The organism is Sphingomonas sp. Xoc002 (assembly GCF_050408055.1).
GTDB classification, from domain to species: domain Bacteria; phylum Pseudomonadota; class Alphaproteobacteria; order Sphingomonadales; family Sphingomonadaceae; genus Sphingomonas; species Sphingomonas yabuuchiae.
In genome coordinates this window covers 1736357-1761628 of record NZ_CP191175.1, presented here as the reverse complement: position 1 = coordinate 1761628, position 25272 = coordinate 1736357, and the positions used below count along the sequence as shown (strand labels likewise).

Here is a 25272-nt window from a genome sequence, read left to right as displayed (position 1 = left end):
GGCTCCGCAAACAGTTCAAATCATCGGACTACGCGCCGAACATGGCACTGAACGCGGCCTCCTGCGCCCGCCAGTCGAGCCCGCGCGCGTCGAGCCACTGGTCGTCATAATAGGTGCAGCCGTAACGCTCGCCGCCATCGCACAGGATGGTGACGATCGAGCCGACATCTCCCCGCGGCGCCATTTCCTCCACCAATTGGGCCACGGCGACGAGGTTGGTGCCGGTCGAACCACCCACCCAGCGCCCCAATCGGCGGGAAAGCGCGCGCATCGCGCCGATGCTGGCGGCGTCCTCGACCGCGATCATCCGGTCTATGACCGAAGGGATGAAGCTGGGCTCGACGCGCGGCCGCCCGATCCCCTCGATACAGCTTGCGCAACCCTCGGGCAGCGACAGTGCCTGGCGGTCCGCGAAGTGCCGATGGAAGACCGAATGCACCGGATCGGCGACACAAAGCCGCGTCGCATGGCGCTGATAGCCGATGAAACGTCCGATCGTCGCCGAGGTCCCCCCTGTCCCGGCCCCGCAGACGATCCAGCGCGGAACGGGATGCTCCTCCGCCGACATCTGCGCAAAGATGCTCTCCGCGATGTTGTTGTTGCCGCGCCAGTCAGTCGCCCGCTCGGCATAGGTGAACTGGTCGAGATAATGACCGCCCGTTTCAGCGGCCAGGCGATGCGAGACCTCATAGACGGTACGTGGATCGTCGACCGTGTGGATCTCGCCGCCATGGAAACGGATCGCATCCAGCTTGGGCGCGGCGGTCGACGCGGGCACCACCGCGATGAAGCGAAGGCCCAGCATCCTGGCGAAATAGGCTTCGCTCACCGCCGTCGAGCCGGAGGACGACTCGATCACGCAGGTGTCCGGCCCGATCCAGCCATTGCACAGCGCATAGAGGAACAGCGAGCGCGCCAGCCGATGCTTCAGGCTGCCGGTCGGGTGACTGCTCTCGTCCTTCAGGTACAGCGTGATCCCCGGATAGCGCGGCAGCTCCACCCGGATCAGGTGCGTGTCGGCCGAGCGGTTATAGTCCGCCTCGATCCGGTGGATCGCCTCGGACCGCCAGCGCCAAACGGCCTCGGCATCGCGATCAGCGCGCATCGCTGGCCAGCCCATGACGCGCCAGCATCGCCCGCGGATCGGCGTCGCGCCCGCGAAAGGCGCGGAAGCTCTCGGCGGCCGGGCGGCTCGCACCGCGCGACAGGACCTCGGTGCAGAAGCGTGCGGCAACGCTCCGGTCGATCAGCCCCGCTTCGGCGAAACGCTGGAACCCGTCGGCGGCCAGCACCTCCGCCCAGAGATAGCTGTAATAGCCCGACGCATAGCCGCCCGCAAAGATATGGGTGAAGGCGTGCGGAAAACGGTGCCATACGGGCGGGTGGACCACCGCCACCTCGTCACGCACCGCCTCGATCACCTCGATCGGGTCACGGCCGAGCGTCCCCATGTGGAGGAGCAGATCGAACAGCGCGAACTCGACCTGCCGGACGATGAACATGCCCGACAGGAAGTGCCGCGCAGCGGTCAGTCGGTCGAACAGCGCATCCGACAAAGGCGCGCCGGTTTCATGATGCCCCGACATGTCGCGCAGGACCGCCCGGTCCCACGCGAAATCCTCCATCAGCTGGCTGGGCAGTTCGATCGCGTCCCATTCGAACCCGTTCGTCCCTGCGATATTCGGGCGATCGACCTGGGTGAACAGGTGATGCAGGCAATGGCCGGTCTCGTGAAGGAACGTCACCACTTCCTTGTGGCTGAGCAGCGACGGGCTGCCCGGCATCTTCGGCGCGAAGTTGCAGACCAGATAGGCGACGGGCACATGCTGTGCGTTGCCGTCGTTCAGCCGGGGCCGCGCCTGCGCCATCCAGGCGCCGCCGCGCTTGCCCGCGCGAGCGTGCAGATCGACATAGACGCCCGCAAACACAGCCCCCCGCTCGTCCACCACGTCATAATAACAGGCGTCGGGGTGATAGACGGCGACATCGGGGCGCGCGATCAGGGTGATGCCGAACAGCCGGTCGAGCAGGTTCATCCAGCCGGCGATCACCCGCTCGACCGGGAAATGAGCGCGTACCGCCTGCTCGTCGACCGCAAACTGCGCCTCGCGCAGCCGCTCCGCGACGTAAGCCACGTCCCAGGGCTGGAGGTCGTCGATACCCAGATTTTCGGCGGCATAGCTGGCGAGCGCGGCGAACTCGACTTCGGCCGCGGGCTTGGCCCGACGCGCCAGATCGCGCAGGAACGTCAGCACCTCTCCCGCATTGGGCGCCATCTTGGTGGCGAGCGACCATTCGACCGGATCGGAAAAGCCGAGGAGCCTGGCCCCCTCTTGCCGCCGCGCGAGGATCGCGGCGATCCGTGCCGAATTGTCGAACTGCCCGGCATGGGGTCCCTGATCGGACGCACGCGTGCCCGATGCCGCATAGACCCGCTCGCGCAGGCCCCGGTCCCGGGCGAAGGTCATGACCGCGTTGACATGCGGCATCTGGAGCGTGACGATCCAGCCGGACAGGCCCCTGGCCTTGGCCGCCGCCGCGAACATCGCCTTGTCCGCATCCGACAGTCCGGCGAGCAGGCGCTCGTCCTCGACATGTTCGAACCAGGCATCGGTCGCATCGAGCACGGCATTGCCGAATTCGGTCGACAGCTGCGACAGTTCCACCGACAGGGCGGCAAAACGGGCGCGCTCCTCGGGCGCCAGCGCGACACCCGACAGCCGGAAGTCGCGGATCATATGCTCGACCGCCGCACGATCCGCCTCGTCCCGCGTGGCGAAGTCGGGCGTTGCGGTCAACGCGACGAGGACGTCATACAAAGCGCGGTTCTGCATGACCCGAAGCCGGTACTCGACCAACCGCTTCTGCCCGGCGGCAAAGGCTTCGCGCAGGTCCGGTGTGTCGGCGACCGCCTGTAGATGGGAGACCGCGGACCAGACCGCCGCAATGGCATTATCCGCGCGCTCCAGCGGCATCCACGCGTCAGCGAAGCGCGTCGGGCGCCCCTCGACGATCCGCGTCACCGCCGCGCGGTGATCGGCCAGCACCTGGTCCAGCGCAGGCGCGATCTGGTCGGGGCGAATGTCACCGAAGTGCGGCAGGGCCAGTGTGTCGAGCAACGGGTTCATCGTCATGCCTTTTCTTTCAAGCCAGCGCGCCGGGATCCGCGCCCTCGGCCGCAATCGCATGGGTGTTGTGGCCCGCCAGATATCGCTCGGCCTCCAGTGCGGCCATGCAGCCCATCCCCGCGGAGGTGACGGCCTGGCGGAACAGCTTGTCCTGCACATCGCCCGCCGCGAAGACACCGGGCACGCTGGTCGCGGTCGAGCCGGGGGTGACGAGGATATAACCCTCGTCATCCATGTGGAGCTGTCCCTTGAACAGCGATGTCGCCGGGTCGTGACCGATCGCGACGAACAGGCCATGAACCGCCAGTCGCGATGCCGTGCCGTCGCGGGTGTCGCGCAGCGCGACGCCGGTCACGCCCCTGGCATCGCCCAGCACCTCGGCGACCTCGGCATTCCAGATCATCTCGACCTTGGGATTGGCCCGCAGCCGCGCCTGGTTGGTGCGATCGGCACGCAAGGCATCGCGGCGATGGATCAGATAGACCTTCTCGGCGAAGTTGGTGAGATACAGCGCTTCCTCGACCGCCGTATTGCCGCCGCCGACCACCGCGCAGACGCGCCCGCGATAGAAGAAGCCGTCACAGGTCGCACAGGCCGACACACCACGCCCGCGATACACGGTCTCGCTCTGCAGCCCCAGCCACCGTGCCGACGCTCCCGTCGCCACGACGATCGTATCGGCCGTATAGCGGACGCCGCCATCGCCGATCGCGAGAAAGGGAGTGCGGGTCAGGTCGACCTCGACGATCATGTCGCCGACGACATCGACGCCCGCCTTGCGCACCTGTTCGCCCATCCGCGCCATCAGGTCGGGGCCGAGCACGCTTTGGTCGCCCGGCCAATTCTCGACCTCGGTGGTGATGGTCAGCTGACCGCCGGGCTGCGGCCCCTCGATCAACCTCGGCGACAATGCGGCGCGGGCGGCATAGACGCCCGCCGTATAACCCGCCGGGCCCGATCCGATGATGAGGACCTTGCTGTGCCGCACATCCACCCCCTGCCCCCCTTGCACGTTACGCCTCCACGGCCTGGGTCGTGACGACCGGAGCGGCTTCGATCATCTCGATCGCCGACCAGCCCGCCGCGACATAGGTCTCGTTCGATCTTTCCAGCCGTTCGCATCGCTGGCGGAAACGGTCGGCCAGTTCGGGATGGTCGGCGTCGAGGATGGCATGGACCCGTGCAAGCCCCTCGAACTCCGCCTTGTACGCGTCCTTCTCGGCCTGCTCGCGAATCTGGAACACGCGGCTTTCCTCTTCCGGCGTCCAGCCGATCTCGGCCAGCGCCACGCGCAGGTTGAGTGCGCCTGTCGCGTTCAGCGTATCGCGCAGCACCGTCCGCATCGTGCCGGGCCAGGCCGCCGCCTCCACCGTGCTGCCCGCCGCGCGGTCCAGCACATCGTCGCCAAGCGCATCGGTCGCCGCCACCGCAGCGAGGCGGGCCGCCTTCCATTGCTTGCGGTCCGGTTCGTCCCCCTCGACCACGCGACGATGCAGGGCGATGATGGCGAGGCGGCTTTCGTCCAACGAGGGAAGGCGGCGGGTGATCTCGCACAGGCGCGGCTTCGCCAGCAGGTCGAGGATCATCCGCGACACGACGGCGGACAGATCGCCGCCGACCGGCGTGCGCGCCAGCCAGGTCTCGGCGAAGCGGGCGGCCTCGGGAAGCGGCCGGACGCCGTTGATGATCATGGGCAGGGCTTCGACCAGCGCAATCGGATAACCGAGCCTCGCCGCATAGGCGGACGTGTCGTCCGCCTCGACCACGGCGCCGATCGCATTGGCCTTGCCGTCTTCCCAGGCGGGGAAATAGACGAAATTGCCCGCCTCGACATACTGCCTCAGCTGCGCCTGGGCCTGCGCCTTGACCGCCGGATCACCGTGGAAAGCGATAGCGTCGGCCATCACGCCGCACTCACATTCGCATCGACAAAGGCGTCGAGACGGCTGCGCGACATGGTGCCGAACGCGCGCGCGGCTTCCGCACCGTCCTTGACGATCAGCAGCAGCGGGATGCCGCGCACCTCGAACCGTTCGGCGAGGCTGGGATTCTCGTCGATATTGACCTTCACGATCTCGATCTCGTCGGCATATTCCTCCGCGAGTTCGTCCAGCGTCGGGGCCAGCGCCTTGCAAGGGCCGCACCAGGGGGCCCAGAAATCGACCAGGACGGGCTTGTCGTTCTGCATGACGATCTCGTCGAAATCCTGCTCGGTGGCATTACGCATCATCACTGTCCTTGTCTGGAATTTGGGGGGGATCAGCCGGCCTGTCCGCCGACCATCATGCGGTCGATGCGAAGCGTGGGCTGGCCGACGCTGACATGGAGCGACTGGCCCTGCTTGCCGCAGGTCGCCATGCCGGTGTCGAAGTCCAGGTCGTTGCCGATCATTGCGATATGGCGCAGCGCTTCATGCCCGACGCCGATCAGCGTCGCGCCGCGCACCGGCGCGACCAGCCGCCCCTTCTCGACCAGCCACGCCTCGATCGTGGTGAAGTTGAAACGGCCGGTGACGATGTCGACCTGACCGCCGTCGAATTCGGTGGCGTAGATGCCGCGATCGACCGAGGTGATGATGTCGCCCGGGTCGACCGTGCCGTTCGCGAGAAAGGTGTTGGTCATGCGCGGCATGGGCAGATGCGCATAGGACTGGCGACGGCCGTTGCCCGTCGAGCGCGCGTTCATCAACCCGGCATTCAGACGGTCCTGCATCAGCCCGGTCAACACCCCGTCCTCGACCAGCACGGTGCGGTCGGGCGTCGTGCCCTCGTCATCGATGCCCAGCGACCCCAGCCGCCCGGGAAGGCCGCCATCGTCAATCACGGTCACGCCGGGCGCCGCGATCCGCTCGCCGACCTTGCCGTCGAAGGCGGAGAGGTGCTTGCGGTGATGATCGCCCTCCAGCCCGTGGCCGACCGCCTCGTGGAACAGCACGCCGGGATAGCCGGGTCCCAGCACCACCGGCATCTCGCCCACCGGCGCCGCGATGGCATCGAGATTGTTCAGCGCCATATTGGCGGCGGACGCGACCATCCGGTCGACCGATGCCGCGTCGAATCCGCCCAGCCCGGCACGCCGCCCCAGTCCCGCCTGTCCGCGTGCGCGGCGACCATCCTGTTCGGCGATGACGACCAGCGACAGGATCGTCATCGGCCGCACGTCCCCGGCCAGCAGCCCATCCGCCTCGGCGACCAGGATCGTCGTGTCGGTCGCCCGGACATTGGCATCGACCTGGACGATGCGGCCGTCCTGCATCCGGGCGAGTTCGTCGATCTGCGTCAACAGGGCGATCCACGCCGCCGCATCCTCGACCGCCACCGTCTCGATCGCCGGATAGAGATGATGGCCAGCCGGGGTCCGGGTCAGAGCGATGCCCTGCCCATGCCGCCCCGCGTCGCCGTGCCGGGCCAGCGTGCGGACCGCGCGTACCGTGTCGAGCAGCGCCCCCTCGCGCATGTCGGCGGAGTGGGCGAAGCTCACCTGCCCGCCATGCGCCGCCCGGGCGCCGACACCCTGCCGCATCGAAAAGCCGCCCTGGGTGACCCGACCGCCCTCCAGCCGCCAGCTGCGCATCGCCGTCGTCTCGAAATACAGGTCGGCCAGATCCGCGCCGCCGCCCGCCAGTTCACCCAGGGCGCGACCGATCGCCGCCTCATCGAGCCCCGCCGGACCGAGCAGCGCGGTGCGCGCGCGGTCGAGCGCCGGTGCGCCGCCGTTCATGCCTTTCCTCCCATCTGCATCTCGTCGATCAGGATCGATCCGGTGCGCAGCGCGCCCTGCCGCTCGACATCGTCGCCGACCGCGCGGATGCCGTTCAGCATCGCGGGCATCTGGCCCGCCAGCGTCACGTCGGTGACGGGATGAACGACCTCGCCCCCCTCTATCCACAACCCCTTGATCGCCTGGGTCCAATTGCCGCTGGCCGGATCGGTCTTGCCGCCCTGAAACTCTGTCACGACCAAGCCCGTACCCAGCATCCGCAGCATCGCGGGCCAGTCGCCGCCCGGCGCGCTGCTGGTCAGGCGCAGATTGTAGAAACCATCGGCATTGCCGGTCGACGCCATGCCCAGCTTGCGTCCCGAGACGCTCGACAGGAACAGCCCCTCGACCACGCCGCCGCGCAGGATAGGACGGGCTGATCCGGCGATCCCCTCGCTGTCAAAGGGGCCGCTCGCCAATCCCAGCGGCTCGAACGGGTCCTCGGTCAGATGGAGATGGGTGGCCGCGACGCGCTGGCCGAGCGGTGCGCGCAGGAAGGTCATGCCGCGAAACTGCGCCATGCCGGTCAACGCTCCCGCCAGGTCGGAGACGAGTGACATCGCCGTGCGTGGGACGAACAGCACCGGGCAACGCCGACTGGCGATGGCCCGCGCCCCCAGCGCCGCGCGGGCGCGATCGGCGGCGGTGCGTACCAGTCGCTCGGGCGGGGTCAGGGCGTCGACGCTCCGCTCCTGTGACTGGCAGAAGGCCGACGTGCTGCCGCCCTCGTCCTGTGCCAGCATCACCGACCAGCGCCCGTCATTCGAACGCCGGATGCTGCGGCAGAAGCCGTCGCTGGTCGCCAGCGCCCACAGTCCTTCGGTCGCCACCGCGACGGACTCGCCGACCCGCAATCGGGAATCGGCCCCTGCCACCTCGCCCGCGATCCGATCCGCCAGTATCGCGGCGGTCAGCAGCGTGTCGGCATCGCGCGGGCTGTCGGCATAGAGCAAGGGCGAAAGGCCCGTATAGGCAAGGCTGTCCGCCGGCGGCAGACCGGCGTCCGGGTCCGGCTGGACATGCTGAGCGATCATCATCGCCTCGTCCACCAGTCGTTCGATCGCCGCCGCATCGAAGCTGGCGGTGGAGGCCACGCCGCGCCGACCGTGATGGAAGACGGTCAGCCCTAATCCTTGCGTCCCGCTGCGCTCGGCGGTCTCCACCTCGCCGCGCCGCACGGCGATCCGGGCGATGCCCTCATGATGCGCCGAGGCCCGCGCGGTCGCACCGCGCCGCGCCGCGATTTCGACGGCCCGCGTCGCGGCATCGCGCAGGTCCGCCTCGTCCTGGGTCAGGAGCGCGCTCATGCCTCGTCCTCGGCGATGGCGGCCGCCGTCGCATGGCCATGGTGCAGGCGCAGGCGATGCGTGTGATAGGCGGCAAGCTTTTCATTGTGCACGACGCTGACGATGGTGGCGTCCGGCATCGCGTCGAGCACGGCCCGGTAGAAGAAGGCGGCATTGTCGGCATCGAGCGCGCTGGTCGCTTCATCGACGATCAGCAGGGTCGGGCGCTGCAACAGGATGCGGGCCAGCGCGACACGCTGCTGCTCGCCGGGCGACAGTTCCTCCTGCCACATGCGCAGCTCGTGCAGGGCGGTGCCGTGGGCCTCCAGCCCGACCTTTTCCAGCAGGGCGACGACGGTCGCATCGTCATGCTGTTCGGGCTGGTCGGGGAAGCAGACCGCCCCCTTCAGCGTGCCGAGCGGCAGGTACAGCCGTTGCGGCACCAGCATCGCACGGCCCCGACGGGTCATCGCCACCTGGCCCGTTCCGTCCGGCCAAAGGCCCGCAATCGCGCGGAGCAGCGTGGTCTTGCCCGTGCCGGACGGCCCCTGGATCACCCACCGCTCGCTGTCACGAACCGTCCAGTCGGGGACGGCCATCAAGGGGGCTCCATTGGGGCGGCGCAGTTCCAGCCCCTCGACCCGGATCGCCACGCCGTCGGGTGTACCGCCGGGCGTGAAGGCGATCCCGCGCGGACGCGCATAGTCGATCGCATCATCCAGCGCCTTGAGACGATTGATGTTGGCGACCTGCCGCGCGATGCCGGGATAGGCCATGACGATATAGGACAGGTTCGCCGAAAACTGAGTGAAGGCGTCGCGGGCGGCCTGAACCTGCCCGAAGGTGATCGCACCGGCAAAATATTTGGGCACGGTCAGGAACAGCGGGACGACCGTCATCGTGCGCTGATACATGTCCTGCCCGACGCTCAACCCGGCATTGGCCAGCATCAGTTGATAGAAGTTGCGGCGGATATTGGCGAAGGCCGCCTTCAGCCCGTCCTGCTCGATATTCTGCGCATGGGAAAAAGCGATCTGCTCGCCATTGCGGCGGACGTGGAGCAGACCGGCACGGTAATCGGCTTCATAATGCTGTTCGCGCATCTTGCGACGGACGAACGGCTTGCCGATCCAGGTGATCACGGTCGTACCCAGGACGACATAGGCGATCGAGAACCAGATCAGGTCGCCGCCGGGCAGCGGGATGCGATAGCCGAACAGCGGGATCGCGAGCGGCGACGAGGTTTGCAGCAGGATGGCGGCGAAGGCGACCGCCCGCACCAGGCTGAAGATCAGCGAGATGGCGATGCTGAGCGGCGACTGTCCATATTCCAGGCCCATCGAGGTAAAGGCGCGCACATCCTCGGCGATACGCTGATCGGGGTTGTCGATCATGCGCAACCGCTCGATCTCGTAGAAACGATCCCGCGCGAACCAGCGACCGAGATACCAGTCGTTCAGCCAGTGCCGCCACCGGATGGACAGGGTCCAGCCGACGATATTGTGCAGGAACTGCGTCCCGATCGCCAGCCCGGCGATCATCATGAACATCACGACCAGCGACAGGAATTGCGCGCCCTGCCGCCGTTCGATCGCATCGTAGAAGTCCCGCTGCCACGTATTGGACAACAGGAACGCATAGGTCGTCCCGACCTCGATCGCACAATAGCATGCGACCAGGAACCATGCCCATTTCCAGTCCTGCGACACGAAGTACCGCGTGCTCAGCCGCCAGGCATGGCCCCAGCGGGCACCGGCGGGCTGGGTGGACTGGAGACCCGCTTCGCGGCGGGTCTCCTCGACATGGGCGGGGGGTGGCATCATTGGTGGGAACCCCGATCAGAACAGGCGCTTGGAAATGGTGAGGCGCAGGTTGCGCGGCTCGGCGACCGGAACGAAGGTGAACGCCGACGCCGACCCGTAATTGCGCCGATCGAAAATGTTGCGGATGCCGATATTGATGTCGAAACCCCGGACGGTCAGGAAGCCGTTGACGTCCACCTGCCGTGACGGCGGCACGACATATTGGCCAAGCTGATTGGCGTAGGAACTCGAGCGTCCATACAAGCCGCCCGACAGCCCCCCGCTGACCCCGTCCGCGATTCTGGATCGATAGGTGGAGAACAGGCTGTACGTATCGCGCGGCTGTTGCGCGACGACCGTCTGAAGCGCATTGACCGTCTGAAGCGCATATTTGGTCCGCGTCAGCGACGCCAGCAGAGACCAGCCCGGCAGCAACTGCCCAGCGATGTTCAGGTCGATCCCCCGCCCGCGCTGGCCCGGCCCGGGAGAAAGATCGGTCGGGTCCGCCGGATTGCGGAGAATGATATTGTCCTGCTGTATGTCGAAATAGGATGCGTTGATCGTCGCGCGCTTGTGGAACAGGTCGAACTTGACGCCTGCCTCCTTGTTGGTCGTGATGATGTTCGGCAGGATGCTGCCATTCTTCGCCACCGCGAACGACGCCTGCTCGCCGCGGGAGTAATTGGCGAACAGCGACAGGTTGCTCGTGGCATCGAAGATCAGGCCCCCACTGGGCGACACGCCGTTCTTCCTCTGAACGTTGATGGCCGAAGGCCCCGCGAAGAAGGTCTGCGATGTGGTTTCGAACCAGTTCTTGCGAACGCCGCCCAAAATCTTCAATTTCCAGAACTCGATCAGCGCCTGGCCATAGACGCCTTCCTGCTTGCCGCCCGAACGGATCTGGACGTTGCCGAACGGCGACCAACGAATGTCGGTGAGCGGCCCGCTGGCGCTGAAGGACGGGTTCAGGATTCGGGTATAGACCAGGCCACTACGCTGTTCGGCGGAGCCGTCGCCGTAATAATAGCCGACATTGAAGCTGGCCTTCACATCGTCGGCAATGTGCGTCCTGACGCGCAGGAAGCCGTCAATGGCATTGGCCGAGCCCTTTTGCTGCGATCCCTGAAGGTCGATGACGGGGATACCCTGGCGACTATAGCCCGAATTACCCGCGCGGGTCGTCAGCAGCGTCTCGTCATGCAAACCACGAACGACCAGCTCGATGCCGGGTACGATCTGTCGCGTCGCATCGAAATAATAGCGCTTGGTCGCGATCCGGATGCCCTGATTGGCCGCATAGATCGGCACCGATGGATCGCGGTCGATGATCCGGAACGTCTTGTTGTCGAACAGCGTATAGGCACCGATGCCCGTGACGGCCTCGTTGATGCTCGCGCCGATCACGATATCGATGAGGCGATCCTTGTACCGCAGCGACGGCGCGAACAACCAGTCCTTGTTGCCCGTATAACCGCCATAGTTCCGATCCATCGTCTGCACGCTGCCGATGATGCGGGCCGAAAGCTTCTTATCGCCGGTGATCGCGTTGTTGGCATCGATGACGCCGCGCGCCAGACCGAAGGAGCCGGTGTCGAAGCTGACCGCCAGCCGTTCCTCGGCGCTCGGCTTCTTGGTGACGACGTTGATGTTGCCGCCCAAGTTGCCGAACCCGGCCAGGATCGCGTCCGGCCCCTTCAGGATTTCGACCCGCTCGATATTGGCCACCGGCTGATCGGCCCCCGCCGCCACGCCATATTGCGACGATGTCGTCAGGCCGTTCACCAGCCCCCCGGCTGCGAAGCCGCGAATGCTGTAGGACGCGCCGCTATTGGGGTTGTTGCCCAGCGCCGACACACCGCCCGCGTTGCGCAGGATCTCGGTGATATTCAGCGCCTGCTGTTCCTCGATCGTCTTGGCCGTGATGACCTGGGTGTTGCGTGGCTGATTGCGCAGGCCCAGGCCGTTGCGGTCCGAGGTAGTCGCCTGACGCACCAGCACGCTGGTTTCCGCCTCGTCGCGCCGCGCGGTCACGACGACATCGTTGACGACGACCAGGCCCCCCTGCACCGCCGGGACGGCGGTCAGGCTCGTTCCGCCGATGGCCGTCCTGATCGCATCCGCCGCCGATCGCGCACCGCGCACGGGCCGCGAAGTCAGCCCCCTGACCGCGTCGGGATCGAAATTGACGTTCACGCCCGACTGCCTGCCGATCATATCCAGTGCGCGATCCATCGGCATGGCAGGCACGGTGATGTCCCCCGTCCGCACGGCCTGCACAGCGGCGGCGCGGCCTGGCACGTTCGCGCCCAGAAGGCTGATGACACTCAGGCTGGCAAATCCCAGCACGTGACGCCCACTCCCAGTCAGATTCAGCATGCAATCCCCCCTTCCCAGAGCGCGCGCCATCCCCCGCGGCAAAGCCGCGTTCGGATAAAAAGCCATCCCTGTAGACAAACGGTTAGCGCCTCGCGGCGGATGATGCGGTGGCGATCCTCAAAGGAGGCTACCGCGGCCGTATTCCTGCTGACGGCAGTCCGTGTCTTGGCGATGCGAGATGCCAGCCGGACCTTCTGTCATGGACGACGCTATGCTTCAGTCCTGTGACAGGCAAATTCGAAATGTTCATGGGGGCATGAACCCATTCGATGAGCGTCTTCAAACCTTGTAATATTGCTCGAAATAGGCCTTCACTTGCCGAATGAACCATTTCAGCACCGGATCGTGACGGTTGCGCGGCCACTGGGCGACGGTGACGATCCCCTGGCGGGCGAACGGTGCCTCGAACACCTTGAACGGCATCAAGGACGCATAATGCTGGAACACCCATGAATTGCCCGTGGCGACCAGATCGCTGCCGATCACGATCGCGGGCAGCGTCGCCTGGGACGTGGCACGGACGCAGATGCGTCGTGCGCGCAGCATGTCCACGCCGTTCTGGTCGAGTGCAAAGGTCTGCTTCTCTTCCCCACGGGCGACGATATGCCGGGCGGCCCGATATTGCGCTTCGGTGATTTCGACGCAGTTCTCGAACGCCGGATGCCGATCCCAGACCAGACAGCTGGGCCATGCGGTCAGCAGCGGCATCGTCTCCAGCCCGTCGAGCGCCATATGCTCGGGCAGCAGCAGCAGATCGGCGCCCTGATCGAGCGATCTTTCCGGCCGCTCAATATCGAGGGGAATGACGTTCACCTGCAAACCGGGGGCCAGGGCCGAAAAGCTGCGCAACACCCGGCCGAGCAGCATCTGCTCGTTCGCATCGTCGGCGGCGATGGTGATGCTCTCGGTCGTCGTCAGGGGATCGAACGCGATGGAATAGTTGAAGGCGCCCTCTACCTCCCGCATGATCCGGCGCACTTCAGGCCGCAACGCATGCCCCAGCGACGTCAGCTGCGGCTCCCCCCCTGCATGGACCACCAGGTCATCGCCGAAATGATCGCGCAGGCGCCGCAGCGCATGGCTCATCGCCGATTGGCTCAGGCTGACGCGACGTCCCGCCTCGGTCAGGGTCGGGGCGTGGAGAATGGCATCGAGCGGATAGAGCAGGTTGAGATTGAGCCGACGGACCGTCCCGCTATGGACGGACGCCGAAGCGCCGCCCTGATCGTCCGACGATTGACCCGAAGCCGTCATTGCCTGCCCTTCCCCGCCCAAGGCCCGAAGGCCTTGCGATGCATAACAAGAGCGCAGGCGGGTTGGTAGATCGACCGATCGGCTTCGTCGCCGCCGGGCCGATACTATGATGCCCCGACGGTGACCTCCATCGTCACACGACGGTTGGCGGGCGCGACTTCATCGTCATCGCTCATCTCTAGCAACGGGCGGCCGTCGGCGGCCCAGTGAACGCGACGCAGCCGCGCATCCCGTCCGTCCTTGCCGACGCCGTTACCCCAGCTGTGATAGACATATAGGTCGTTACCATCCTCGTCGGTCGTGAACGAGCCGTGGCCCGGCCCCTGTTCGTAACGCCGATAGTCTTCGTCGCCCTTGGGCATGGCGACGCTTTTCTGGAGCGGAGCGGACCATTTGCGCCACGCATCGATGCGGGTCAGGTCGCTATCGAGCGAGGCGGACGTGCCGTTGACGACATAGGTCGGGCTGACCCCCGAGCTGGAATAGACAAGCGCCACGCGATTGCCCCGGATCAGCGCAAAGGCCCCCTCGGCAAGGTTTTCCTCCACCGAGGTCTCCGGTGCGATGACGGGCGATGGCGGACCCGCGAGCCGCGTCGGCCGAGCGGGATCGACCTTCGCGATCCACGTCAACGGATCGCCGAGCGGCCCGGATGTCGGCAGGTATCGCTGGGACCAGGTGTAATAGCCCTGACCTCGCACCTCGAAATAGGACATGTCGAGACTGATATTGGCGGGCATGTCCGGCCGTCCGAGCGGGGTACCATCCGCCTTGCGGATCGCGGCCGGTTTCGACCAGTCGGCGGGATTGGCGGGATCGCCGCCGTCGCGAAGCTGCATGATGTGCGACTCCACCGTCGACCATGCACCGCCCTCGCTGGACTGCCGGTCGGTCGGATGGAAGCAGGGCGCAAACAGGATCGACAGTCGTCCGCCGATTTCATGAATTTCAGGTGCCCAATAGCATCCCGCGATCACCCGGCCTTCCGCCGTCCGATCGCGGCGGGTCCGTCGGTTGAGCAGGTCGACTTCCCGCGTCCGGCCGCCTTTGTCATCGGCCAGATCGGCGATCGTATCGGCGATACGCAGGGGCAGATGGGGCGAGCCGACATTGTCGTTGTTCGTGTCGTCCGTCGCGACGAACAGATAGCGGACCCGCCCCTCATGCTCCCAGCGATAGATATTGGGATCGGCGCGTTCATAGGCAAAGATCGCCGGATAGCGGCGCTGGCGGACGGTGCCGTGGACGAGATAGCGTCCCGGCTTGGTCAACTGCGCCAGATCGGCGGCGTCCCAATCCACCGTACGCGTCGCGGTGGAGCCGTCCGAATAGCCCAGTCTCACCGGCACGGCGGCAAGTCCACCGGCACCGCCCGGTCGGATCGTCTGGGGCGTGACGGTCGCCGCCGCGTTGACGATGCGGCCGAAACGATTGCCCAGCGCGGTCGCGGTGACGTCGTCGACAGGCAGCGTATCGATGGCCGTGGTCGTGAGATCACCGATGCGGGCCTCCCCCACATTGCCGATGGAGGCGATCCGTGCGCGACGCCCCCCTGTCTCGGGATAAAAGGGTGTCTGCTGCCATTCCTGACGTGCCAGATCGGCCACGGTCGTCCAGCGCGACTGTCCCGAACGGTCGATCCACGAAACGACGTAACGCTGGGCGGCGCTGTCCCAGATGGCGCGCGGATGGTCGATGCCGTCATTCGACCTCATGTCCAGCGTGCCGAGCTCGACGAACTCCGCCGATTGGGGATCGCGGCGGAAGATGACGATGGCGGACGGCGACGGGTCCTGTCGGCCGTCCATGTCCACGCGTGTCGCGATGACGCCTATCGTACCATCGGCGAAATGGAACAGCGACGGATTCGACACGCCGCGAAGGGCGACGCGATCGACGCCGATATAATCCCCACGGGCGAACATCACGCCATAATCGTCGTTGAGCGGGCTCATCGTGCCGTCGCCCCCCGACATGGCCAGATGGACGCTTCGCGCGACGGTCGGCTGGTTCGCATCCTGCGACGTGGTCGGCGTGCGCGCATAGGCTTCCAGCTGGCGTGCGGATTTGCCGAGCAGCTTCACCTTGAACCGCTTGATCAGGGTCGTGCCGTCCGGCCGGGTCAGCGTGCCCTCAAGGCTGACGATACGGGCGTCCGCCGTCGTGTTGGTCAGGATGCCGTCGGCTACGTCGCGGCCATCGGCGCGCCAGGCGGCGGCATACCCCACCGGCACCGGCAGGCGCGTTCCCGATGCCAGGATCGGGGCGACGATCCAGCGATCGGCGACGGTTGCGGGATCGGGCGCGGCCCGGTTCCAATGCGCCACCAGCGCATCGCGCTCGGCCGCGGTGATGGGAAGCACCGTACCGTGTCGGGGGGACTCGGGCAGGTGGAACCGGCGCGGATAGGTCCACGCGATCTTGCCCTCGAGCGAATGGGTGGCGAGCGGAATATAGCCGACGCCGCCATAATTATCGACCCACAGGAAGTACCGAAACCCGCTGGTATCACCCGGATTGGCGCGAAACGCGGTCGGTCCTTCCACCTCGGGCGTGCCGGCGCGGCGACCGATGCAGCGGTCGACGATCTTCCACGCCCCCGACGCGCCATCGGCCCGGAGCGAGGAGGACGTCTGCGCCAAGATATCGCTGGACGGGCAACCCGCTGCATCGCTGATCTTCGTGAAACGATAATAGCGATCGCCGTCCCGCAGGACCGTCGCGTCGATCATCCCTTTCGCCTTGACGGCACCGGGGACATCGGCGGACCGGAACCATGGCTCGGGCGTGGTAAAACTGCGAAAATCGCGGGTGGTCGCACGCGGGATCTGCGGGCCGTTGCCGTCCTCCACCTTGTGCGCCGCATCCTTGTAACGGGTGGAGGTCCAATAAACGACATAGGCGCCGATCGTCGGGTCATAGGTCGCCTCCGGCGCCCAGGTCATGCCCGCATCGGGCAGATTGACGAGGACGTGCCGTTGCTTCCCCCAATGGATCAGGTCGGTCGATTCCCAGACTTCGAGATATCGGCTGCCCTGGCTGGTCGAATCACGCCATCCGGTGCGCCCGGTCGAGAGATCGGTCGCAAGCAGAAAGAAGCGGTCCCCTTCGGCAGAGCGCATGATGAACGGATCGCGCAGGCCCCGCGTACCCTCGCGCGACTCCAGGACCGGCTGGGCATCGTTCAGCGTCTTCCACTGCAGGGCGTTGTTGCCGTCCGACACGGCAAAACGCAGCTTTTCGCCGTCAATGCTATTCCCGGTGAAGTAGACGAACATATAGGCCGAGGGCGCGGGCGCGGCGGCGGGCGCGGCCAAGACGGTGACGTCGATCGGCACGGACACGGGCCGGTGGTCGGGCAGCGTCACGGTTGCGGTCAGGCGAATGCGACGGTCGCCGGTGCCGCGCCGGACGCGCCCCTTGCGTATGACGTCGGGGCCGCGTCCCATATCGACGTCCGAAATCGTGGCAGGATCGGATGATCGCCACGTAATCCGCGCCTTGCCGATATTCGGAACATTGCGAAGCCCCGACAGGGTCGAGGCATCCTCGGGGAACGTGACGTTTCCACGGAGCGGCGCTGCAAAGGCAGGGTCGGCGCGCAACGCTTTCGCAACGGCGTCGGTCAGCGGATTGACGGCCGGTGCCGCTCCGACCAGCGCAATGCCCGCCAACGCACACAACAAATTGCCAAGGGGATGCGATCCGCCATTCATCCTGTATCTCCCGGTAGCAACGATGACGAATGCGTCGCCTCGCGGCTTCGATATCGCCGCATTATGTCCGACATTTGTATCACTGCAAGAGGGGTGGACGAGGATTTTTCCGTCATATCGCCAGATGACGGTTGCGGCGCGTGGCAGCGCGAAACATGGCCGCAAAGTAGCGATCGTAGCGGGAGAACGCGTCGTAAGCTAACGGGCGACGTAGGACGAAGTCGCTGCGGGGACCGTGCTGGCATCGTCCCATCCCGCATCCAATTGATCGACAAAAGGATTTTGAATCTGGCATCCGGGATCGGCGGCGTGGAGCGCATGTTCGGATCGAGCCTGCCCCCCCCTCCGTTCACCAATCGCAACCGAGCAACAGGCGTCAGCGCTGCTTCTTGGTGATGGTCGCGGTGAAGTCCGGATCCTTTTTGGCGACCCAATCGACGAATTTCCGCACGTTCGGGTGATCGAGCAGGCCAGCCACGTTCATCCCATGCCGTTGCAGTTCGGAATTGCTGAAATTCACGGTCAGGGTCTGCTGGCATATCGGATGCATCGGCACGACATCCCGGCCACCCCGGCTTTTGGGTACCGGATGGTGCCAGACGATAGTCTTGCCCGTCGGCCGACCGCAGAGCCAGCATGGCACCGGTGCAGCCTCGGCCTCCTCTTCCGGCGGGAGGTGATCATAAGGATCGTGTTTGGAACGTCTGGCCATGGATGGAACAACTGCCTTATTTCCGACGGCCTGTAGCAAAGCGATCCACCCCGTCATATGGAAAGCTGCAAAAGGCCCCCACCCCGCCGGGCCGATGGGGGCGAAGATGACGAGTTCGGCGAAACCCTGGGATGCGGCGATGGTCCGCAAATGGCTGGAGCGCCGCTATGAGGCGGCGCGGCTGGATCAGGCCGCCGCCGATCGTCGCGGCTACGAAGCCCGGGACGACTTCGACAAGGCTGCGGCCGAGGAATGGGTGTGCCGCACGCTGAAGAGCGCCGAGTATATTGACGATCAAGCTGCGCTCATCGTCCGCATCAAAGAGATGATCGGACAGGACGAGTATCCGGCCACCGGGATGAATGACGATATTCGGTTCGAACGGCATGTCCGTACGTATCTGCGAAAGCTCGCCAAAATGGCGAAGACGAATGAAGGCTTTGAAAAGACCCTTCGCCATCAGTGAGGGCGGCGATACGCCAACCAGAGCAGGCCCATGAGCGGTGATCGAGGCGCCCCGCCTTCCCGCCTCGGATTTTTGCAATAGCCCCTCCGAGGGGCCAACGCCGCGATCTCGAACCGCCAGGCCGCCTGCCCGCCCGCAAATCGAAAGACCGAAGTCGGCTGCGTAGCGATACGTCGGATGGTCAGCACGGCAGCAGCAATCCGCCATCACTGTCCTATGCGATAGCCCGAAACGTGACATAACCATCTTGTCGGACTTGAGGCCTCACCGCGCGCAGGAGCATCCCAGCCGAGCAATGGGGTCTTGATGGAAATCAAAACCCAACTGCCGCGATTCGCTAAACAAATTCGTGCCTTGGGGCAATTTGTCATGGAATTGCTGCGCCTTCCAAGTCAGGCGCTTAAACCACCGAAGAACCCCTTAAGTCATTATAACAAATAGATAATGATCAGAACTGGGCGGGATAACCAACCTCTTCCCAAAGGGGACGATTCACCCATTGCTGAAAATACCCCAATAAAATCATTATGTTGCGGCAACATGCCATGTAGCGCCTTTTTCTTTTAAATACATTTGTCAGGCATTTACCTTTGTGCCATGTAGTGCGCGACCCGCATCTTAGCGGGCGTACATTTGGGGGGAGGATTTATGCGAGATATTGCATCGCGCTGGCTGCTTGGCGCGTCCGTCGTTGCGATCGCAACGGGCGGCATTCACAACATCGCCCATGCACAGACCGCCGTGGCGCCGCCGAAGCGCGGTGCCGAGCTTCGCGTGGAGCAGGGCCGCGATCCCAGCCAGCCGACCGGCGCGCTCAATGCCTCGCAGGTCGCCGAGCAGGGCGTTTCGGATCAGGACATCGTCGTCACCGGCGTGCGCGAGTCGCTGCGCTCGGCGCAGGCGCTGAAGCGCAACGCCAATCAGATCATCGACTCGGTGCAGGCGCAGGACATCGGCAAACTGCCCGACGCCAACACGACCGAGGCGTTGCAGCGCATCACCGGTGTCCAGATCCAGCGCCGCTATGGCGAAGGCGCGACCGACTTCGATCACCGCACCTCGCCCGCCATCACGGTGCGCGGCCTGACCCAGGTGCAGAACTTCCTCGACGGCCGTGCCATCTATTCGGCTTCGGGCGGCCGTGCCTTCGATCTGGAGGGGATTCCGCCCGAATTGCTCGGCGGCATCGACGTCTACAAGAACGCCCCCGCCAATGTCATCGAGGGTGGCGTCGGCGCGGCGGTGAACCTGCGCACCCGCCTGCCCTTCGACCAGCCCGGCCAGACGATCAGCGGCACGCTGCGCGGCAACTATTACGACCGCGTCGACAAGTTCGGCTATTCGGCCTCGGGTCTGTACAGCAATCGCTTCGACACCGGCATCGGCGAGATCGGCGTCCTGTTCAACGCCGTCTATTCGACCGCGCATTACCGCCAGGACGGCATCCTCGCAAACCCGCAGCAGCCGATACCGGCCGGCAGCATTGCCGGCGCGCCTGCCGATGCCCGGGCACCGATGGGGATGCAGGTCTATGACGATCTCGGCGACCGCCGCCGCCTGGGCATCGCCAGCGCGGTGCAGTGGCAGGCGGCCGACAATCTGCTGATCACCGGTCAGTATCAGCTCGCGAAATACTGGTTCAACCGGCGCGGGGCCTATTATTACACGGTCAATGGCGGCAGCCAGTCCAACCCCCTGCCCGGATCGACCTTCACCTTCAACAACGAAGGCTATGCGACCTCCGGCTCGCTGCGTGGGCAGAATTTCGAAACCGGGCGTTTCGACCAGGAGTTGTGGAGCCAGAGCCAGAACTTCACCCTGGCCGCGGACTGGCAGGCGACGGACCGGGCCAAGGTCCATTTCGACGCCCAGTATCTGAAGAGCTATTACAATGCCGACCGCAACGGCCATGTCCTGTCGCTGTTTACCGCCGCCGGACAGAACACGCCCACCGGATCGCCGCACCCGTCGACCATCGACTTCGACCTGCGCGGCAGCCGCCCGCAATGGGACGTGCGCGACAAGGCGCTGCTGAGCAATCCGGCCAATTACAGCACGCCGTTCATCGCCGACGCCTTGCAGCGCAACGACGCGGACACGCTCGCGCTGGCCTATGACATCGAATATGATCTGGAGGGCGGCTTCCTGCAGAAACTGCGCGGGGGCGCACGCTATTCGGACAATTCGATCGATCTGCGCGGCACCTGGAATGGCGTCTGCCTGTATGCGACCGGACCCGATCCATCCTGCTCGGCCAAGGACGGCACTCCCCTGATCCCGCTCAGCCGCAACCCCCAGCTGGCCATGCCGGGGCCGTCCAAGAATTTCTTCGACGGACGCAGCGTGACCGGCGGCTTCCTCTATCCCGCCTTCCCCGCTGGCGACGGAGTCTGGGCGCAGACCAAGGCGCTGTACGCGCTGTTCGGGGCCCGGACGAAGGATGCCTTCACGCCGGGCGATCTGAATTCGCAGACCGAAAAGACCTATACCGCCTGGGGCGCGGTCGATTACGCATTCGAAGGCGCGGGCCTGCGCTTTGATGGCGGCGTCGGCGTCCGGCTGGTGAAGACCGACCTGACCTCCTTCGGTACGCAGTTCAACTCGAACGGGACCAGCTCGCCGCTCTCGATCCAGAACAGCTATACCCGCGCGCTGCCCAGCGTGAACCTGCGGGCGCGGATCACCGAAGAGTTCCAGATGCGCTTCGCCTATTCCAAGGGGCTGGCGCGACCAAACTTCGACCAGTTGTCGACGAACCTGACGCTGAACAATCCCAATCAGATCAATCCGATCACCGGCCGCCCCAGTGCCAATTCGGGCAATCCGCGCCTGCGGCCGATTTCGTCGAACAATTTCGACCTGACGGCGGAATGGTATTTCGCCTCCACCGGATCGCTGACGGGTGGCCTTTTCTACAAGAAGGTCGACGGTTTTCTGGCCAGCGGCGTGATCGTCCAGAATTTCCAGGGACGCGCCTATGACGTCAACACCGTGCTCAATTCGGGCAAGGGTACCGTCAAGGGTGCAGAGATCGGCTATCAGCAGTTCTTCGACTTCCTGCCGGGCCTGCTCAGCGGCTTCGGCATGCAGGCAAACTACACCTATGTCGACTCCAACGTCACCAACCCGTTCGCCATTGCCGGGTCCGGCAATACCCAGCTGCCGCTGGAGAAGCTGTCCAAGCACAATTACAACCTGATCGGGCTGTACGAAAAGGGACCGCTGACCGCACGCCTCGCCTATAACTGGCGGTCGAGCTATCTTGACCAGACGTTCGGCGCGGGCACCAACCAGCCGCAATATGCCAAGCCCTATGCGTCGCTCGATGCGTCGGTCAGCGTCAATGTGAACAGCCATATCGCGGTCTCCGCCGATGCGGTGAACCTGACCAATCGCATGAACGTCACCTATATCGGCACCATGGGTCAGCCGCTTCAGTATCAGCTGAACGATCGCCGCTTCGGCCTGTCGCTCCGCGCAACCTATTGATCCCCGCCTGCCGGCATGGTCTGACGATCGGACCATGCCGGCTTTTTTCGTCAGGGGTTAGGAATAGTCATGGCCACGGCGCCCGCGCTGGAATTTGCGACCGATGCCGTCGCGACCGTTCGCCATATCGGCCATGAGCGCGAGCCGGTGGTCATCCTGGACGGTGCGACCGGATGGGTCGATCATTTGCGGGACTTCGCCGCGACCAGATCCGCCTTCGCTCCCGCCGCCGCCGTCGGCAGCGCGTATCCCGGGCTGCTCGGTCCCGCCCCCATCGCCTATGTCGATGCGATGGTGCGCCGCGTCCTGCCGCTGATCGCGACGCATTTCACCGGCGTGCCGGTCCGCCCCGCCCGCGCGCGCGGCAATTTCTCGCTGGTCACCACCGATCCCGCCGCCTTGAGCGAGGATCAACGCGTGCCGCATGTCGACACCGCCGATCGGCTGCAATTCGCCACCGTCCATTTCCTGTCGTCCGACAATGACGACGGCACCGCCTTTTTCCGGCACCGCGCCACCGGCTTCGAGACATTGGATGCGGAGCGCCTGCCCCGATATCACGCCGCCCGCGCGGACGATCCACCACCGCCCGCTGGCTATTGCACCGATGGCGACACCGCCTTCGAGATGATCGACGTCATTGCCGCCAGGCCCGACCGGCTGGTCCTCTACCGCGCGAATCTGCTGCACTCGGGACGGATTACCCATCTACCCGCCCGGGCTGAGGACCCTAGAACAGGGCGGTTGACCGGCAATCTGTTCCTCCAATGCAGGCTGGCGGCATGAGCGACGATGCGCCCATCGGCCGGATCGCGATCATCGGCGGGGGGACGGCGGGCTGGATGGCCGCCGCCGCGCTTGCCCGCGTGCTGGGACCGGAAGGCCCCGCAATCACCCTGGTCGAGTCCGAGGAGATCGGCACGGTCGGCGTCGGCGAGGCCACCATCCCGCCGATCCAGGCCTTCAACGCGCTGCTCGGCATCGACGAAGACGATTTCGTCCGCGCGACCCAAGGCACCTTCAAGCTGGGGATCGAGTTCTTCGACTGGCTGCGCCCCGGCCATCGCTATTTCCATCCCTTCGGTGTCTACGGCATCGACAAGGGCGCCGTTCCGTTCGAGGCGATGTGGCAGCGACTGCGGCTGGCAGGCGAAGCCCTGCCGCTCGAAGCCTATTCGATCTGCGCGGCTGCGGCCCGTAGTGGGCGGTTCATGCGGCCCCAACCCGGCAACACCCCGCTCGCGCATATCGGTTATGCCTTTCATTTCGACGCCGCGCTCTATGCCCGCTTCCTTCGCGGCCATGCCGAAGCCGCCGGTGTTCGCCGCGAGGAAGGTCGGGTCGTATCCGTCGAACGCGGCGGCCCGCGTGATTTCATCGAAGCCGTCCTGCTGGCCGATGGCCGCCGGATCGCCGCCGATCTCTTCGTCGATTGTTCGGGCTTTCGTGGCCTGCTGATCGAGGATGCGATGGGCGCGGGGTTCGAGGATTGGGGGCATTGGCTGCCCAATGACCGCGCGGTCGCGGTGCCCACCGCCAATGCCGGGCCGCCGACCCCGTTCACCCGCTCCACCGCGCACGGCGCGGGCTGGCAATGGCGCATCCCGCTTCAGCATCGTACGGGGAACGGCCTGGTCTATGCCAGCCGCCACCTGTCCGACGACGAGGCGGTGGCGACGTTGCTCGCCCATCTCGACGGGGCGCCCCTGTCCGATCCGCGACCTTTACGTTTCCGGACCGGGCGGCGCGACCGGTTCTGGATCGGCAACTGCGTGGCACTCGGGCTGGCCGGGGGATTCCTGGAGCCCCTGGAGTCGACCAGCATCCATCTGATCCAGGCGGGGATCGCGCGCCTCCTGGAGATGCTGCCCACCCGGGCGTTCGAACCGGCGGACACGCGCCGCTACAACCGGCTGATGGCGGCGGAGTTCGATAGCGTCCGCGACTTCCTGATCCTGCATTTCCACGCGACCGAGCGCCGCGACACCGCCTATTGGCGGGAATTGGCCAGCATGGACATTCCGGAAACGCTGGCGGAGCGGCTGGCCATCCATGCCCGCACGGGCCGGGTGTATCGCGAGGCGGACGAGTTGTTCACCAAAACCAGCTGGCTGGCGGTGATGGACGGACAGGGACTGGTCGCCAGCGGTCACGATCCGCTGGCGCAAGGTATGCCGATGGACGAACTCCGCGCGCGTCTGAACCGGATCGCCGCGGTGACGCAGGCGGCGGCCGGGCACATGCCCGCCCATGCGGACTTCCTCGCGCGCCATTGTTCCGCCCGGCGCTGATCCGGGCGGAAGCCGAGTATTCAATCGCGCAATCGGACGGCGTGGTCTTCTCACGGGAATGGAAGGAGGCCGTATGGAGTAGGTACGTCGCGGAAACTCCGCGACCACGCACCCCGTCCGAAATGCCTCCGCTACGACCGCCACCACCAGCTACGAACGCATCGCGACCACCTTATGCAGCCTCTAATCTGTCCGCCTGCCGACTACGCTCAACGGCTCGCGATCTACGGATAGTTCGACAAGCTCCGAACGTCAGAGCCAGACCGCTCCATCGTCCTATCGCGGGGATTATCCACGATCCCACAGAGTCGATCATCGGCGTCGGTCAAACCAGAGCGGCATCGACACGCGATCACCCATGCAACAAAGACAAGCACGCGTCCCACTTGCGCAGGAACAGCGTCGCGCATTCTGCTTCGGACAGATCCTGCCAATAGGTCTCCCGGCTGACGCCGTCGACGATATCGAGCAATATCCTCGCGACCGTCTCGGCGGCCTGTTCGTCCGAGAGGACTGCCGTGACGTATCGCCGGTAAAAGGCGAAGTGCTTGTCTCGCCAGGAGCCCAGCCAATGGTGCACGGTGATATCCTCCAGCGCCTCCGCCATGAGGATCGTCATACTCCGTTCGCGTACCCCGCCGTCCGGCTCACACATGCGGCGGGACAGTTCCTTCAGGGCGAGGAAGGCGTCGTCGGGCAGGTCCTGAGTCAGGTTGGAATGAACCCTGGCCATCACCCGGTCCATCACGTCCATCAGGAGCTGGATCTTGCTCGACCAGCGGCGATAGATGGCCTGCTTGCTGACGCCGACCGACTGGGCGATCTGCTCGATCGAGATATCCAGCCCCTGTTCGACAAAGGCCGTGATCGCGGCCTCGACGACCAGATTGCCGATTTCCGCCGCCCGTTCGAGACTGGGGCGGCCGCGCGCGGCGACCGGCATGGCCGGGCCGCCATGGCGCGGGGACAAGGTGTCGGCGTCGCCCATATGGC

At 65.5% G+C, this 25272-nt stretch carries 17 protein-coding genes; 4 read left to right on the top strand and 13 right to left on the bottom strand.

All coding sequences use genetic code 11. From position 1 onward, the window contains the following. Positions 1-28 precede the first annotated feature (28 nt). The 12 genes from ACQR50_RS07825 to ACQR50_RS07770 all read right to left on the bottom strand — a co-directional run bounded on the left by ACQR50_RS07825 (position 29) and on the right by ACQR50_RS07770 (position 18033). Positions 29-1105 carry a PLP-dependent cysteine synthase family protein gene (locus ACQR50_RS07825; RefSeq protein ID WP_428970495.1) on the bottom strand — a complete coding sequence of 359 codons (1077 nt, stop codon included), beginning with the start codon at positions 1103-1105 and terminating at the stop codon, positions 29-31. Further along, positions 1095-3134 (bottom strand): M3 family metallopeptidase, encoded by a 2040-nt coding sequence (locus ACQR50_RS07820; RefSeq protein ID WP_428970494.1) that lies wholly within the window; start codon positions 3132-3134, stop codon positions 1095-1097. Before ACQR50_RS07820 ends, ACQR50_RS07825 begins: the two co-directional genes overlap by 11 nt. A 10-nt stretch (positions 3135-3144) precedes the next feature. Then, entirely contained in the window at positions 3145-4122 is a 978-nt protein-coding gene (gene trxB / locus ACQR50_RS07815; RefSeq protein ID WP_428970662.1) for a thioredoxin-disulfide reductase, read from the bottom strand. A gap of 19 nt (positions 4123-4141) precedes the next feature. After that, positions 4142-5032 carry a hypothetical protein gene (locus tag ACQR50_RS07810; protein WP_428970493.1) on the bottom strand — a complete coding sequence of 297 codons (891 nt, stop codon included), beginning with the start codon at positions 5030-5032 and terminating at the stop codon, positions 4142-4144. After that, entirely contained in the window at positions 5032-5355 is a 324-nt protein-coding gene (gene trxA, locus ACQR50_RS07805) for a thioredoxin (RefSeq protein ID WP_428970492.1), read from the bottom strand. The genes ACQR50_RS07810 and trxA overlap by 1 nt, the downstream gene beginning before the upstream one ends. 32 nt (positions 5356-5387) lie before the next feature. Next, on the bottom strand, positions 5388-6848 hold the full coding sequence (locus ACQR50_RS07800) for a TldD/PmbA family protein (protein ID WP_428970491.1): 1461 nt from the start codon (positions 6846-6848) through the stop codon (positions 5388-5390). Further along, the gene (locus tag ACQR50_RS07795; RefSeq protein ID WP_428970490.1) at positions 6845-8194 is read right to left on the bottom strand and encodes a TldD/PmbA family protein; all 1350 of its coding nucleotides are present in this window, start codon (positions 8192-8194) and stop codon (positions 6845-6847) included. Before ACQR50_RS07795 ends, ACQR50_RS07800 begins: the two co-directional genes overlap by 4 nt. Beyond that, positions 8191-9996, bottom strand: a complete 1806-nt coding sequence (locus tag ACQR50_RS07790; RefSeq protein WP_428970489.1) for an ABC transporter ATP-binding protein/permease — start codon at positions 9994-9996, stop codon at positions 8191-8193. Before ACQR50_RS07790 ends, ACQR50_RS07795 begins: the two co-directional genes overlap by 4 nt. 15 nt (positions 9997-10011) lie before the next feature. Next, the gene (locus tag ACQR50_RS07785; protein ID WP_428970488.1) at positions 10012-12351 is read right to left on the bottom strand and encodes a TonB-dependent siderophore receptor; all 2340 of its coding nucleotides are present in this window, start codon (positions 12349-12351) and stop codon (positions 10012-10014) included. Between the two features lie 279 nt (positions 12352-12630). Further along, the gene (locus tag ACQR50_RS07780; protein ID WP_428970487.1) at positions 12631-13605 is read right to left on the bottom strand and encodes a LysR family transcriptional regulator; all 975 of its coding nucleotides are present in this window, start codon (positions 13603-13605) and stop codon (positions 12631-12633) included. A 104-nt stretch (positions 13606-13709) separates the two neighbouring features. Beyond that, the gene (locus tag ACQR50_RS07775) at positions 13710-17321 is read right to left on the bottom strand and encodes a family 43 glycosylhydrolase (RefSeq protein ID WP_428970486.1); all 3612 of its coding nucleotides are present in this window, start codon (positions 17319-17321) and stop codon (positions 13710-13712) included. Between the two features lie 376 nt (positions 17322-17697). Next, positions 17698-18033 (bottom strand): hypothetical protein, encoded by a 336-nt coding sequence (locus ACQR50_RS07770; RefSeq protein WP_428970485.1) that lies wholly within the window; start codon positions 18031-18033, stop codon positions 17698-17700. 106 nt (positions 18034-18139) lie between these two features. Between ACQR50_RS07770 and ACQR50_RS07765 the strand changes: the two genes are divergently transcribed. From ACQR50_RS07765 to ACQR50_RS07750, 4 genes are all read left to right on the top strand, one after another. After that, positions 18140-18499, top strand: a complete 360-nt coding sequence (locus ACQR50_RS07765; protein WP_428970484.1) for a hypothetical protein — start codon at positions 18140-18142, stop codon at positions 18497-18499. A 648-nt stretch (positions 18500-19147) separates the two neighbouring features. Next, a complete protein-coding gene (locus ACQR50_RS07760; RefSeq protein WP_428970483.1) occupies positions 19148-21988 on the top strand; it encodes a TonB-dependent receptor in 2841 nt (946 codons plus the stop codon). Between the two features lie 69 nt (positions 21989-22057). Next, the gene (locus ACQR50_RS07755; RefSeq protein WP_428970482.1) at positions 22058-22774 is read left to right on the top strand and encodes a DUF6445 family protein; all 717 of its coding nucleotides are present in this window, start codon (positions 22058-22060) and stop codon (positions 22772-22774) included. After that, a complete protein-coding gene (locus tag ACQR50_RS07750; protein WP_428970481.1) occupies positions 22771-24279 on the top strand; it encodes a tryptophan halogenase family protein in 1509 nt (502 codons plus the stop codon). The genes ACQR50_RS07755 and ACQR50_RS07750 overlap by 4 nt, the downstream gene beginning before the upstream one ends. 352 nt (positions 24280-24631) lie before the next feature. Here the strand turns inward: ACQR50_RS07750 and ACQR50_RS07745 are convergent, their stop codons facing one another. Next, on the bottom strand, positions 24632-25267 hold the full coding sequence (locus ACQR50_RS07745; RefSeq protein ID WP_428970480.1) for a TetR/AcrR family transcriptional regulator: 636 nt from the start codon (positions 25265-25267) through the stop codon (positions 24632-24634). Positions 25268-25272: the final 5 nt, after the last annotated feature.

Bases quoted from the DNA above. Each gene is read 5' to 3' on its own strand.
- ACQR50_RS07825 (WP_428970495.1), bottom strand. From the start codon at position 1,105: ATGCGCGCTGATCGCGATGCCGAGGCCGTTTGGCGCTGGCGGTCCGAG.
- ACQR50_RS07820 (WP_428970494.1), bottom strand. From the start codon at position 3,134: ATGACGATGAACCCGTTGCTCGACACACTGGCCCTGCCGCACTTCGGT.
- ACQR50_RS07810 (WP_428970493.1), bottom strand. From the start codon at position 5,032: ATGGCCGACGCTATCGCTTTCCACGGTGATCCGGCGGTCAAGGCGCAG.
- trxA (WP_428970492.1), bottom strand. From the start codon at position 5,355: ATGCGTAATGCCACCGAGCAGGATTTCGACGAGATCGTCATGCAGAAC.
- ACQR50_RS07800 (WP_428970491.1), bottom strand. From the start codon at position 6,848: ATGAACGGCGGCGCACCGGCGCTCGACCGCGCGCGCACCGCGCTGCTC.
- ACQR50_RS07795 (WP_428970490.1), bottom strand. From the start codon at position 8,194: ATGAGCGCGCTCCTGACCCAGGACGAGGCGGACCTGCGCGATGCCGCG.
- ACQR50_RS07790 (WP_428970489.1), bottom strand. From the start codon at position 9,996: ATGATGCCACCCCCCGCCCATGTCGAGGAGACCCGCCGCGAAGCGGGT.
- ACQR50_RS07785 (WP_428970488.1), bottom strand. From the start codon at position 12,351: ATGCTGAATCTGACTGGGAGTGGGCGTCACGTGCTGGGATTTGCCAGC.
- ACQR50_RS07780 (WP_428970487.1), bottom strand. From the start codon at position 13,605: ATGACGGCTTCGGGTCAATCGTCGGACGATCAGGGCGGCGCTTCGGCG.
- ACQR50_RS07775 (WP_428970486.1), bottom strand. From the start codon at position 17,321: ATGAATGGCGGATCGCATCCCCTTGGCAATTTGTTGTGTGCGTTGGCG.
- ACQR50_RS07770 (WP_428970485.1), bottom strand. From the start codon at position 18,033: ATGGCCAGACGTTCCAAACACGATCCTTATGATCACCTCCCGCCGGAA.
- ACQR50_RS07765 (WP_428970484.1), top strand. From the start codon at position 18,140: ATGACGAGTTCGGCGAAACCCTGGGATGCGGCGATGGTCCGCAAATGG.
- ACQR50_RS07760 (WP_428970483.1), top strand. From the start codon at position 19,148: ATGCGAGATATTGCATCGCGCTGGCTGCTTGGCGCGTCCGTCGTTGCG.
- ACQR50_RS07755 (WP_428970482.1), top strand. From the start codon at position 22,058: ATGGCCACGGCGCCCGCGCTGGAATTTGCGACCGATGCCGTCGCGACC.
- ACQR50_RS07750 (WP_428970481.1), top strand. From the start codon at position 22,771: ATGAGCGACGATGCGCCCATCGGCCGGATCGCGATCATCGGCGGGGGG.
- ACQR50_RS07745 (WP_428970480.1), bottom strand. From the start codon at position 25,267: ATGGGCGACGCCGACACCTTGTCCCCGCGCCATGGCGGCCCGGCCATG.